Source organism: Microbispora sp. NPDC088329, assembly GCF_040685655.1.
Lineage (GTDB): Bacteria > Actinomycetota > Actinomycetes > Streptosporangiales > Streptosporangiaceae > Microbispora.
Genome location: NZ_JBFBIP010000005.1, coordinates 1 through 12,556 on the forward strand (window position 1 = coordinate 1; position 12,556 = coordinate 12,556).

Consider the following 12,556-nt stretch of genomic DNA (forward strand, 5'->3'; position numbering starts at 1 on the left):
GAGCTGCTGACGATCAAGTCCGACGACGTCCTGGGCCGCGTGAAGGTCTACGAGGCCATCGTCAAGGGCGAGAACATCCCCGAGGCGGGCATTCCCGAGTCCTTCAAGGTCCTCATCAAGGAGATGCAGTCGCTCTGTCTGAACGTCGAGGTTCTCTCCAGCGACGGCATGTCGATCGAGATGAGGGACACCGACGAGGACGTCTTCCGCGCGGCGGAGGAGCTCGGCATCGACCTGTCCCGGCGTCCCCACGAGGGCGCGATGACCGTCGACGAGGTCTGATTCAAAAGGGGATTATCTAGTGCTCGACGTCAACTTCTTCGACGAGCTGCGCATCGGCCTCGCGACCGCCGACGACATCAGGCAGTGGTCGCACGGCGAGGTGAAGAAGCCGGAGACCATCAACTACCGGACCCTCAAGCCGGAAAAGGACGGGCTCTTCTGCGAGAAGATCTTCGGTCCGACCCGGGACTGGGAGTGCTACTGCGGTAAGTACAAGCGCGTCCGCTTCAAGGGCATCATCTGTGAGCGCTGTGGCGTCGAGGTCACGCGCGCCAAGGTGCGCCGCGAGCGGATGGGCCACATCGAGCTCGCCGCTCCGGTCACCCACATCTGGTACTTCAAGGGCGTTCCTTCGCGCCTCGGTTACCTGCTCGACCTGGCCCCGAAGGACCTGGAGAAGGTCATCTACTTCGCGGCGTACATGATCACGCATGTCGACATCGAGATGCGTGACCGTGACCTGCCCTCGCTGGAGGCGAAGATCTCCGTCGAGCGGCAGCACATCGAGCAGCGCCGTGACGCCGACATCGAGGCACGGCAGAAGAAGCTCGAGGCCGACCTGGCCGAGCTGGAGGCCGCCGGCGCCAAGGGCGACGCTCGCCGCAAGGTGCGTGAGGGCGCCGACCGCGAGATGCGTCAGCTCCGCGACCGGGCCCAGCGCGAGCTGGACCGGCTCGAGGAGGTCTGGAGCCGCTTCAAGAACCTCAAGGTCCAGGACCTGGAGGGCGACGAGCTGCTCTACCGCGAGATGCGCGACCGGTTCGGCCGCTACTTCCGCGGCGGCATGGGCGCCCAGGCCATCCAGGAGCGGCTGGCCAGCTTCGATCTGGAGGCCGAGGCGGAGAACCTGCGGGAGACCATCCGCAGCGGCAAGGGCCAGAAGAAGGCCCGCGCGCTCAAGCGGCTCAAGGTCGTCGCGGCGTTCCTCAACACCCGCAACTCGCCGAGCGGCATGGTCCTCGACTGCATCCCGGTGATCCCGCCGGACCTGCGGCCGATGGTCCAGCTCGACGGTGGCCGCTTCGCCACCTCGGACCTGAACGACCTGTACCGCCGGGTCATCAACCGGAACAACCGGCTCAAGCGTCTGCTCGACCTCGGCGCGCCCGAGATCATCGTGAACAACGAGAAGCGGATGCTGCAGGAGGCGGTCGACGCCCTGTTCGACAACGGCCGCCGCGGCCGCCCGGTCACGGGCCCCGGCAACCGTCCGCTGAAGTCCCTCAGCGACATGCTGAAGGGTAAGCAGGGTCGTTTCCGGCAGAACCTGCTCGGCAAGCGCGTCGACTACTCCGGCCGTTCGGTCATCGTCGTCGGCCCGCAGCTCAAGCTCCACCAGTGCGGCCTGCCCAAGCAGATGGCGCTGGAGCTGTTCAAGCCGTTCGTGATGAAGCGCCTGGTCGACCTCAACCACGCGCAGAACATCAAGTCCGCCAAGCGGATGGTCGAGCGGTCCAAGCCGGTCGTGTGGGACGTGCTGGAAGAGGTCATCACCGAGCACCCGGTGCTGCTCAACCGTGCGCCCACCCTGCACCGCCTGGGCATCCAGGCCTTCGAGCCGCAGCTGGTCGAGGGCAAGGCCATCCAGATCCACCCGCTCGTCTGCACCGCCTTCAACGCGGACTTCGACGGCGACCAGATGGCGGTGCACCTGCCGCTGTCGGCCGAGGCCCAGGCCGAGGCGCGGATCCTGATGCTGTCCACCAACAACATCCTCAAGCCGGCCGACGGCAAGCCGGTGACGATGCCCACCCAGGACATGGTCATCGGTCTGTACTGGCTGACCACCCAGAAGGATGGCGGCAAGGGCGAGGGCCGGGTGTTCGGCAACGTGTCGGAGGCCCTCATGGCCTTCGACCGCCACGAGCTGGACATCCAGGCCAAGGTCCAGGTGCGGCTCAAGGACGTCCCGCCGCCGCGCGGCTGGGAGGCTCCCGAGGGCTGGGAGACCGGCGACCCGATCCGGCTGGAGACCACGCTGGGCCGGTGCCTGTTCAACCAGACGCTGCCCGCCAACTACCCCTTCGTGAACTACCAGGTCGGCAAGAAGCAGCTCTCGGCGATCGTCAACGAGCTGGCCGAGCGGTACCCGAAGGTGGAGGTGGCCAACGCGCTCGACTCGCTGAAGGACGCCGGCTTCTACTGGGCGACCCGCGCCGGTGTCACGATCTCCATCGAGGACGTCGTGGCCCCGCCGAACAAGGCCGCCATCATGGAGTCGTACGAGAAGCGGGCCGACAAGGTCCAGCGGGAGTACGACCGCGGTCTGATCACCGACGAGGAGCGCCGTCAGGAGCTCATCGAGATCTGGACCCACGCGACGGCGGACGTCGAGACCGACATGGTCAACGCGTTCCCGGCGACCAACCCGGTCTGGATGATGGTCAACTCCGGCGCTCGTGGTAACCGCATGCAGGTCCGGCAGATCGCCGGCATCCGCGGCCTGGTGTCCAACACCAAGGGTGAGACGATCCCGCGGCCGATCAAGTCCTCCTTCCGCGAGGGCCTGTCGGTGCTGGAGTACTTCATCTCGACCCACGGCCAGCGGAAGGGTCTGGCGGACACCGCCCTGCGGACCGCCGACTCCGGTTACCTGACCCGTCGTCTGGTCGACGTCGCGCAGGACGTCATCGTGCGCGAGATCGACTGCGGCACCGACCGGGCCGTCCCGCTGCACGTGGGCGAGCGCGACCCCCAGGGCAACCTGGTCAAGGCCGAGAACGCCGAGAGCAACGTGCACGGCCGCATCCTGGCCGAGGACGTCGAGGTGGACGGCAAGCTCGTCGCGTCGGCGGGCGTCGACATCAACGACGACGTGGTGACGGCGCTGGTGAACGCCGGCATCGAGACCGTCAGGACGCGCAGCACGCTCGTCTGCGAGGCCAAGATCGGTGTCTGCGCGACCTGCTACGGCCGTTCGCTGGCCACCGGCAAGCTCGTGGACGTCGGCGAGGCCGTCGGCATCATCGCGGCCCAGTCGATCGGTGAGCCCGGCACCCAGCTGACCATGCGTACCTTCCACACCGGTGGTGTGGCGGGCGCCGACATCACCCACGGTCTGCCGCGTGTCCAGGAGCTGTTCGAGGCGCGCATCCCCAAGGGTGTCGCCCCGATCAGCGAGGTCGCCGGCCGCGTCCGGATCGACGAGACCGACAAGACCCGCAAGATCGTCATTACCCCGGACGACGGCTCCGACGAGGTCGCCTACCCGGTGTCGATGCGGTCGCGGCTGCTGGTCTCGGAGGGACAGCGCGTGGACGTCGGCCAGCTCCTGGTCGCCGGTGCGCGCAACCCGAACGAGGTCCTGCGCATCCTCGGCCCGCGCGCGGTCCAGCTCCACCTCGTGGACGAGGTGCAGCAGGTCTACCGCTCGCAGGGTGTGTCGATCCACGACAAGCACATCGAGGTCATCGTCCGGCAGATGCTCAAGCGCGTGAACGTGCTGGAGTCCGGCGACACCGAGCTGCTGCCCGGCGAGCTGGTCGAGCGGCCGCGCTTCGAGGCCATCAACCGTCAGACCGTGGCGGAGGGCGGCCAGCCGGCTGCCGGCCGTCCGGTGCTGATGGGCATCACGAAGGCCTCGCTGGCCACCGAGTCGTGGCTGTCGGCGGCGTCCTTCCAGGAGACGACGCGAGTCCTCACCGACGCGGCGATCCACGCCAAGTCGGACTCGCTGCTCGGCCTGAAGGAGAACGTCATCATCGGTAAGCTCATCCCGGCCGGTACGGGCATGCCCCAGTACCGCAACATCCGGGTGGAGCCGACCGAGGAGGCCAAGGCCGCGATGTACACGGTCGGCGGCTACGACGGCTCGGCGGCGGACTACACCTTCGGCTCCGGCAGCGGCGAGGCCGTTCCGCTGGAGGAGTACGACTTCGGCCAGTACGGCCGTTGACAGGTCGCCGCGGTGAGCGATCGCCGCGGCGGGGAACGTACGGAAGCGGCCCGGGGCATCTGGTCCCGGGCCGCTTTCCGTTGTCCACGCTTCGCATGCTCTCCCGGCCCCGCGCCCGGCCGGAGCCGGCCGGGCGCGGGCAGGCGCGGGCCGGGCATGTGACACGGGCGCCGCGCGGGGGCGGGCGACTCCCGGCGGAGACGGCGCGGAAACCGTGAGAAGCGGCTCGTGAGGGCGGTATTATGGGAGGCCGAGTCTCTCGGCGGTCCGGCTCGGGCCGCCGGTGTAGCGGCACGTCGAGACAGCGGGGCACGTCCCTCCGGGGCGTCCTCCTCTGTTTTGACGTGTTGTACAGGGGCGGGTAGGCTTTACCTTCGTGCCCGTCTGTGGGCTCGCATGCGTGCGCTCAAATGCCGCTTCCCGACAAGGGAAGTGCGCGGGGGGCGTCGCGTGACTCCTCCAGATCGACCGGGTCCGCCCGGGTGTGATGCGACCAGAGCGCGACACGCCCGAGCGCGGGGGTCGAAGGGGATGGAAAACCAGCAGGTCATGACACCGGCAGTACCTGCAAGCCTGTGAGAGGCGGCATCGCCACCTCGATCGGGTCCTACGTATCACCGGCTAGGCACGAAACGGAGACGCGGTGCCCACCATTCAGCAGTTGGTCCGTAAGGGCCGGCAGGACAAGGTCAGCAAGACCAAGACTCCTGCCCTCAAGGGGAGCCCGCAGCGGCGCGGCGTTTGCACCCGCGTTTACACGACGACCCCCAAGAAGCCCAACTCGGCGCTGCGCAAGGTGGCCCGTGTTCGGCTCACCAACGGCATCGAGGTCACGGCTTACATCCCCGGGGTGGGCCACAACCTCCAGGAGCACTCGATGGTGCTCGTGCGTGGTGGTCGTGTGAAGGACCTGCCGGGTGTTCGCTACAAGATCATCCGTGGTTCGCTGGACACTCAGGCCGTCCGCAACCGCAAGCAGGCCCGCAGCCGCTACGGCGCGAAGAAGGAGAAGAGCTGACATGCCGCGCAAGGGTTCCCCTGGCCGCCGCCAGCTGGTCGCTGACCCGGTGCACAACTCGCCGCTGGTCACCGCGCTGATCAACAAGGTTCTCCTGGACGGCAAGCGCTCCCTCGCGCAGTCGATCGTCTACGGCGCCCTCGAGGGCTGCAAGGAGAAGACCGGCAACGACCCGGTCGTCACCCTCAAGCGCGCTCTCGACAACGTCCGCCCGACGCTCGAGGTGAAGAGCCGCCGCGTCGGTGGCGCCACCTACCAGGTGCCCGTCGAGGTCAAGGCCTCGCGCAGCACCACGCTGGCGCTGCGGTGGATCGTCCAGTACTCCCGGGCGCGCCGCGAGAAGACCATGACCGAGCGGCTCATGAACGAGCTGCTCGACGCGAGCAACGGCCTCGGCGCCAGCGTCAAGCGGCGCGAGGACACGCACAAGATGGCCGAGTCCAACAAGGCCTTCGCGCACTACCGCTGGTAGTGAGCACCGACGACGAGTTAAGGACGCGAAGAAGTGGCCACCACGACCGCTCTTGACCTGGCCAGGGTCCGCAACATCGGGATCATGGCCCACATCGACGCGGGCAAGACCACGACGACTGAGCGCATCCTGTTCTACACCGGCATCAACTACAAGATCGGTGAAGTCCATGAGGGCGCTGCCACCATGGACTGGATGGAGCAGGAGCAGGAGCGCGGCATCACCATCACCTCCGCCGCGACCACCTGCAGCTGGCTTGATCACACGATCAACATCATCGACACGCCCGGACACGTGGACTTCACCATCGAGGTCGAGCGGTCGCTGCGTGTTCTCGACGGCGCGGTCGCGGTGTTCGATGGCGTCGCCGGCGTGGAGCCGCAGTCGGAGACGGTCTGGCGCCAGGCCGACCGGTATGGCGTGCCCCGCATCTGCTTCGTGAACAAGATGGACCGGGTCGGCGCGGAGTTCCACCGCTGTGTCGACATGATGATCAGCCGGCTGGGCTCCACCCCGGCGGTCATCCAGCTTCCCTGGGGCGTCGAGGCCGACTTCAAGGGCGTCATCGACCTGGTGAAGATGAAGGGCCTGCTCTGGAGCGCCGAGGCGGCCAAGGGCGAGATGTACGACACCGTCGACATTCCGGCCGACCACGCCGACGCCGCCCGTGAGTGGCGCGACAAGCTCGTCGAGACCGTGGCCGAGAACGACGACGAGCTCATGGAGCTCTTCCTGGAGGGCGTCGAGCCCACCGAGGAGCAGCTCGTCGCGGCCATCCGCCGTGCGACGGTCGCCGGCTCGATCAACCCGGTCCTGTGCGGCACCGCGTTCAAGAACAAGGGCGTGCAGCCCCTGCTCGACGCGATCGTCGCCTACCTCCCCGCCCCCACCGACATCCCGGCCTTCAAGGGCCACGCGGTGGGCAACGAGGAGGAGATCGTCGAGCGCCACGCGGACCCGAACGAGCCCTTCGCGGCGCTGGCGTTCAAGATCATGAGCGACCCGCACCTGGGCAAGCTGACCTACATCCGCATCTACTCCGGCACGCTCGAGACCGGCACCACCGTGGTGAACTCGGTCAAGGGCAAGAAGGAGCGGATCGGCAAGATCTACCAGATGCACGCGAACAAGCGCGAGGAGCGCCCGTCCGCGACCGCTGGTCAGATCGTGGCCGTCATGGGCCTGAAGGACACCACCACCGGCGACACTCTGTCGGACCCGGTCAAGCAGGTCGTCCTCGAGTCGATGACGTTCCCGGCGCCGGTCATCAACGTCGCCATCGAGCCCAAGACCAAGGGCGACCAGGAGAAGCTGGGCACCGCGATCCAGCGGCTGGCCGAGGAGGACCCGTCCTTCCAGGTCCGCCGCGACGAGGAGACCGGCCAGACGGTCATCTGGGGCATGGGCGAGCTCCACCTGGAGATCCTCGTCGACCGGATGCGCCGCGAGTTCAAGGTCGAGGCGAACGTCGGCCGCCCGCAGGTCGCCTACCGCGAGACCATCCGCCGCAAGGTGGAGAAGGTCGAGTACACGCACAAGAAGCAGACCGGTGGTTCCGGCCAGTTCGCTCGCGTGATCATCAGCCTGGAGCCGCTGGGCGAGGGCAACGACGGTTACGAGTTCGAGAACAAGGTCACCGGTGGCCGCATCCCGCGGGAGTACATCCCGTCCGTGGACGCGGGTGCGCAGGAGGCGGCCGAGTTCGGCGTGCTCGCCGGCTACCCGATGGTCGGCGTCAAGGTCACGCTTCAGGACGGTGCCTTCCACGAGGTCGACTCGTCGGAAATGGCCTTCAAGATTGCCGGCTCGATGGCCTTCAAGGAGGCCGCGCGCAAGGCGGATGCCGTACTCCTCGAGCCGATGATGGCCGTCGAGGTCACCACGCCCGAGGACTACATGGGAGATGTCATCGGCGACCTGAACGGTCGTCGCGGGCAGATCCAGGCAATGGACGAACGGTCCGGCGCCCGCGTCATCAGGGCGCTCGTTCCGCTCTCCGAGATGTTCGGCTACGTGGGTGACCTGCGCAGCCGCACTCAGGGGCGGGCGAGCTACAGCATGCAGTTCGACTCCTACGCGGAGGTGCCCCCGGGCATCGCCAAGGAGATCGTCGCGAAGGCTCGGGGCGAATAGTTCCGCTCGCTGTAGGGTGGGGCGCTCTCGGGCGCCCCGCCGTACAGAGCCTGAGGTAGAAGACGAAAGTCAAGTCAGAATCTCTAAGGAGACAGACCAGTGGCCAAGGCCAAGTTCGAGCGGAACAAGCCGCACGTGAACATCGGCACCATTGGGCACATCGACCACGGCAAGACCACTCTGACCGCGGCGATCACCAAGGTGCTTCACGACCGTTTCCCGCAGCTCAACGAGGCGACCCCGTTCGACAAGATCGACAAGGCGCCCGAGGAGAAGGCTCGCGGAATCACCATCTCCATCGCGCACGTCGAGTACCAGACCGAGAAGCGCCACTACGCCCACGTGGACTGCCCCGGTCACGCCGACTACGTGAAGAACATGATCACCGGTGCCGCCCAGATGGACGGCGCGATCCTGGTGGTCGCGGCGACCGACGGCCCGATGCCGCAGACGAAGGAGCACGTCCTCCTGGCCCGCCAGGTCGGCGTCCCCTACATCGTCGTGGCCCTCAACAAGGCCGACATGGTCGACGACGAGGAGATCCTGGAGCTCGTCGAGCTCGAGGTCCGCGAGCTGCTGTCCGCCCAGGAGTTCCCGGGCGACGACCTGCCGGTCGTGCGCGTATCGGCGCTCAAGGCGCTCGAGGGCGACGAGAAGTGGGGCGACTCCATCATCGAGCTCATGAACGCCGTGGACGAGAACGTCCCCGAGCCCGTTCGTGACACCGACAAGCCGTTCCTCATGCCGATCGAGGACGTGTTCTCGATCACCGGTCGCGGCACCGTCGTCACCGGCCGTATCGAGCGCGGCATCGTCAAGGTCAACGAGACCGTCGACATCATCGGCATCAAGGAGAAGAGCACCACGACGACCGTCACCGGCGTCGAGATGTTCCGCAAGCTCCTCGACGAGGGCCAGGCCGGTGACAACGTCGGTCTGCTCCTGCGCGGCATCAAGCGTGAGGAGGTCGAGCGCGGTCAGTGTGTCATCAAGCCGGGCACGACCACCCCGCACACCGAGTTCGAGGCGCAGGTCTACATCCTGTCCAAGGACGAGGGCGGCCGCCACACGCCGTTCTTCAACAACTACCGTCCGCAGTTCTACTTCCGTACGACTGACGTGACGGGCGTGGTGAACCTGCCGGAGGGCACCGAGATGGTCATGCCCGGTGACAACACCGAGATGACCGTCCAGCTCATCCAGCCGGTCGCCATGGAAGAGGGTCTGAAGTTCGCGATCCGTGAGGGTGGCCGCACCGTCGGCGCCGGTCGCGTTACGAAGGTCATCAAGTAGTAGCACCGCTGGGCGGCGGTCGGGTCCGCAAGGGCCTGACCGCCGCACCACGCAGGGGCCGGAGACGACCCCCCACGGACGACGAGACCGTGATCTCGCAGTGCTTTCGGCCGCACTTCGACCGAAGCCACTGCCAGATCACGGAACACCGGACGGAATCCGGGCGTCGGTCTTGTGGAAACAGACCTGCGGCAACAGGCCGCGCGAAGCTTTATAGGACGACAGCGAAGGACACCGAGGCCATTATGGCGGGACAGAAGATCCGCATCCGGCTTAAGGCGTATGACCACGAGGTCATCGACAGCTCGGCCAAGAAGATCGTCGAGACGGTGACGCGGACCGGTGCCAAGGTCGCTGGCCCGGTGCCGCTGCCGACCGAGAAGAACGTGTACTGCGTCATCCGGTCGCCGCACAAGTACAAGGACAGCCGCGAGCACTTTGAGATGCGTACGCACAAGCGGCTGATTGACATCATCGACCCGACGCCGAAGACGGTCGACTCGCTCATGCGTCTCGACCTTCCCGCCGGCGTGGACATCTCGATCAAGCTCTAAGGAACGCACTGACATGGCTAAGCAGATCAAGGGCGTCCTGGGCAAGAAGCTCGGCATGACCCAGGTCTTCGATGAGGCGAACCGGGTGATCCCGGTCACCGTGGTCGAGGCCGGTCCGTGCGTGGTGACCCGGGTCCGCACTCCGGAGAAGGACGGCTACTCCGCCGTCCAGCTCGGCTACGGGCAGATCGACCCGCGCAAGGTGAACAAGCCCCTGGGCGACTACCTGCGCAAGCACGACATCACCCCGCGCCGCTACTTCACCGAGGTACGCACCGACGACGCCTCCGAGTACACGATCGGCCAGGAGATCCTCGCCGACACCTTCGAGGCCGGCCAGTACGTCGACGTCACTGGCAAGAGCAAGGGCAAGGGCTACGCCGGTGTCATGAAGCGCCACAACTTCCGTGGTCTGAGCGCTTCGCACGGTACCCAGCGCAAGCACCGCTCCCCGGGTTCCATCGGTGGCTGCGCCACCCCGGGCCGCGTCTTCAAGGGCGTGCGCATGGCCGGCCGGATGGGCAACGTCCGCACGACGGTTCAGAGCCTCAAGGTGCACGCCGTGGACGCCGAGAAGGGCCTCATCCTGATCAAGGGTGCGATCCCCGGCGCCAACGGCAGCCTGGTCCTCCTCCGCACCGCTGCCAAGAAGGGGGTTGCTGCGAAGTGACCACGACCATTGACGTCCTCGACGCCAGCGGCGCCAAGACGGGGACCGTCGACCTCCCCGAGGAGGTCTTCGGGGCCAAGGTCAACGTCCCGCTGATCCACCAGGTGGTCGTCGCCCAGCTCGCCGCGCGCCGGCAGGGCACCCACGCCACCAAGACCCGCGGCGACGTGTCCGGCGGCGGCAAGAAGCCGTACCGGCAGAAGGGCACCGGCCGCGCCCGTCAGGGCTCGACCCGCGCGCCGCACTTCGCCGGCGGTGGCGTCGTCCACGGCCCGCAGCCGCGCTCGTACGAGCAGCGCACGCCCAAGAAGATGAAGGCGGCCGCCCTGAAGGGCGCGCTGTCCGACCGCGCCGGCGGCGGCCGCGTCCACGTGGTGGACAGCCTGGTCACGGGTGACACGCCCAAGACCAGGGCCACCCTGGAGGCGCTGCGCAAGATCACGCAGGCCCGCAGCGTGCTCGTCGTGGTCGACGAGAACGACGAGCTCACCTGGCTCAGCCTGCGCAACGCGCCCGAGGTCCACCTGCTGGACGCGGGACAGCTGAACACCTACGACGTGCTGTGCCACGACGACGTGGTCTTCACCCGTGAGGCCTACGACCAGGTCGTGGCCCGGCTGGCGAAGAGCGGGAAGGAAGAGGCCTGATGCAGAAGATCGCCGACCCGCGTGACATCATCCTCAAGCCGATCGTCTCCGAGAAGAGCTACGGCCTGATCGATGAGCACAACAAGTACACGTTCCTGGTGCGCAAGGGTGCCAACAAGACGCAGGTGAAGATCGCCGTCGAGCAGATCTTCGGCGTCAAGGTGACCGGCGTGAACACGATCAACCGCCAGGGCAAGCGCAAGCGGACCCGGCACGGCTACGGCCAGCGCCCCGACACCAAGCGCGCGATCGTGAGCCTGGCCGAGGGTGAGCGGATCGACATCTTCGGTCAGATCGGCTAGCAGACCTGCCGCAGCGGGGAGAGGGGCCCCTCGCCACTGTGCGAGGGACCGGCCCCGAGAAAGAAAGCACCGGGGGGACCGCTGAAAGGCGGGCCCCGACCGGTACGAACCGACAAAGGATGAACGAAAAAGATGGGCATCCGTAAGTACAAGCCGACGACTCCGGGTCGGCGCGGCGCGAGCGTCTCGGACTTCGCCGAGATCACGCGCAGCACGCCGGAGAAGTCGCTGCTTGCCCCACTGCACAGCAAGGGCGGCCGTAACGTTCACGGCCGGGTGACCGCCCGGCACCAGGGAGGCGGGCACAAGCGCGCCTACCGGATCATCGACTTCCGCCGCCACGACAAGGACGGGATCCCGGCCAAGGTCGCGCACATCGAGTACGACCCCAACCGAACCTCCCGCATCGCGCTGCTCCACTACGCCGACGGCGAGAAGCGCTACATCCTCGCTCCGGCCGGCCTCAAGCAGGGGGACCGGATCGAGAACGGCCCCACGGCCGACATCAAGCCGGGCAACTGCCTGCCGCTGCGCAACATCCCGACCGGTACCTTCATCCACGCGGTGGAGCTCCGCCCGGGTGGCGGCGCCAAGCTCGGCCGCAGCGCCGGCGCGCAGATCCAGCTGCTCGCCAAGGAGGGCATGTACGCCACGCTGCGTATGCCGTCCGGAGAAATGCGCCAGGTCGACGTGCGCTGCCGGGCCTCGGTGGGCCAGGTGGGCAACGCCGAGCAGGGCAACATCAGCATCGGCAAGGCCGGCCGCAACCGCTGGAAGGGCAAGCGCCCCACGGTCCGCGGTGTCGCCATGAACCCGGTCGACCACCCGCACGGTGGTGGTGAGGGCAAGACCTCCGGTGGTCGTCACCCGGTGAACCCGAAGGGTAAGCCCGAGGGCCGTACCCGGCAGCCGAACAAGCCGAGCGACCGGCTGATCATCCGTCGTCGGAGCAAGAGGAAGAAGCGGTAGGAGCAGCCGAAATGCCACGTAGTCTTAAGAAGGGTCCCTTCGTGGACGATCACCTTCAGAAGAAGGTGGACGCCCAGAACGAGAAGGGCACCAAGAACGTCATCAAGACGTGGTCGCGGCGCTCCATGATCGTGCCCGACATGATCGGCCACACGATCGCCGTGCACGACGGCCGCAAGCACGTCCCGGTGTTCGTCACCGAGTCGATGATCGGTCACAAGCTCGGTGAGTTCGCCCCCACGCGGACGTTCCGCAGCCACGTCAAGGAAGACCGCCGCAGCCGGCGGTAAGCGCCTTCAAGCCAGCAGTTAGAGGAGAAAG

General features: G+C 67.1%; 12 protein-coding genes. All 12 read left to right on the forward strand.

The features are described 5' to 3' along the window. Nucleotides 1-282 (forward strand): hypothetical protein (locus AB0O28_RS12105; protein WP_363639177.1); only part of this gene is annotated, 282 nt, incomplete at its 5' end. A 19-nt stretch (nt 283-301) separates the two neighbouring features. Continuing rightward, nucleotides 302-4,177: a DNA-directed RNA polymerase subunit beta' gene (locus AB0O28_RS12110; protein ID WP_363639179.1), complete on the forward strand. Its 3,876-nt coding sequence runs from the start codon at nt 302-304 to the stop codon at nt 4,175-4,177. A 643-nt stretch (nt 4,178-4,820) separates the two neighbouring features. After that, a complete protein-coding gene (gene rpsL / locus AB0O28_RS12115; RefSeq protein WP_030508316.1) occupies nt 4,821-5,195 on the forward strand; it encodes a 30S ribosomal protein S12 in 375 nt (124 codons plus the stop codon). A 1-nt stretch (nt 5,196) separates the two neighbouring features. Beyond that, on the forward strand, nt 5,197-5,667 hold the full coding sequence (gene rpsG / locus AB0O28_RS12120; protein ID WP_363639182.1) for a 30S ribosomal protein S7: 471 nt from the start codon (nt 5,197-5,199) through the stop codon (nt 5,665-5,667). Nucleotides 5,668-5,700: 33 nt separating this feature from the next. Continuing rightward, nucleotides 5,701-7,800 carry an elongation factor G gene (gene fusA, locus AB0O28_RS12125; RefSeq protein ID WP_363639184.1) on the forward strand — a complete coding sequence of 700 codons (2,100 nt, stop codon included), beginning with the start codon at nt 5,701-5,703 and terminating at the stop codon, nt 7,798-7,800. Nucleotides 7,801-7,899: 99 nt separating this feature from the next. After that, nucleotides 7,900-9,093, forward strand: coding sequence for an elongation factor Tu (gene tuf, locus AB0O28_RS12130; RefSeq protein WP_346225640.1), 1,194 nt, complete (start codon nt 7,900-7,902; stop codon nt 9,091-9,093). Nucleotides 9,094-9,338: 245 nt separating this feature from the next. Beyond that, the gene (gene rpsJ / locus AB0O28_RS12135; RefSeq protein ID WP_012887830.1) at nt 9,339-9,647 is read left to right on the forward strand and encodes a 30S ribosomal protein S10; all 309 of its coding nucleotides are present in this window, start codon (nt 9,339-9,341) and stop codon (nt 9,645-9,647) included. Between the two features lie 13 nt (nt 9,648-9,660). Further along, nucleotides 9,661-10,317, forward strand: a complete 657-nt coding sequence (gene rplC, locus AB0O28_RS12140; RefSeq protein WP_363639187.1) for a 50S ribosomal protein L3 — start codon at nt 9,661-9,663, stop codon at nt 10,315-10,317. Beyond that, nucleotides 10,314-10,964, forward strand: a complete 651-nt coding sequence (rplD, locus tag AB0O28_RS12145; RefSeq protein ID WP_363639189.1) for a 50S ribosomal protein L4 — start codon at nt 10,314-10,316, stop codon at nt 10,962-10,964. Before rplC ends, rplD begins: the two co-directional genes overlap by 4 nt. Further along, complete coding sequence (gene rplW / locus AB0O28_RS12150) at nt 10,964-11,266, forward strand: 50S ribosomal protein L23 (RefSeq protein WP_076432505.1); 303 nt, start codon at nt 10,964-10,966, stop codon at nt 11,264-11,266. Before rplD ends, rplW begins: the two co-directional genes overlap by 1 nt. Nucleotides 11,267-11,398: 132 nt before the next feature. Beyond that, nucleotides 11,399-12,235, forward strand: coding sequence for a 50S ribosomal protein L2 (rplB, locus tag AB0O28_RS12155; protein WP_363639191.1), 837 nt, complete (start codon nt 11,399-11,401; stop codon nt 12,233-12,235). 11 nt (nt 12,236-12,246) lie between these two features. After that, nucleotides 12,247-12,525 (forward strand): 30S ribosomal protein S19, encoded by a 279-nt coding sequence (rpsS, locus tag AB0O28_RS12160; protein WP_030508324.1) that lies wholly within the window; start codon nt 12,247-12,249, stop codon nt 12,523-12,525. Nucleotides 12,526-12,556: the final 31 nt, after the last annotated feature.

What these genes read in the sequence shown, in the direction of transcription:
- rplW (WP_076432505.1), top strand. Translation starts at nt 10,964, where the DNA reads ATGCAGAAGATCGCCGACCCGCGTGACATCATCCTCAAGCCGATCGTC.
- rpsS (WP_030508324.1), top strand. Translation starts at nt 12,247, where the DNA reads ATGCCACGTAGTCTTAAGAAGGGTCCCTTCGTGGACGATCACCTTCAG.
- rplC (WP_363639187.1), top strand. Translation starts at nt 9,661, where the DNA reads ATGGCTAAGCAGATCAAGGGCGTCCTGGGCAAGAAGCTCGGCATGACC.
- rplB (WP_363639191.1), top strand. Translation starts at nt 11,399, where the DNA reads ATGGGCATCCGTAAGTACAAGCCGACGACTCCGGGTCGGCGCGGCGCG.
- rpsJ (WP_012887830.1), top strand. Translation starts at nt 9,339, where the DNA reads ATGGCGGGACAGAAGATCCGCATCCGGCTTAAGGCGTATGACCACGAG.
- rpsG (WP_363639182.1), top strand. Translation starts at nt 5,197, where the DNA reads ATGCCGCGCAAGGGTTCCCCTGGCCGCCGCCAGCTGGTCGCTGACCCG.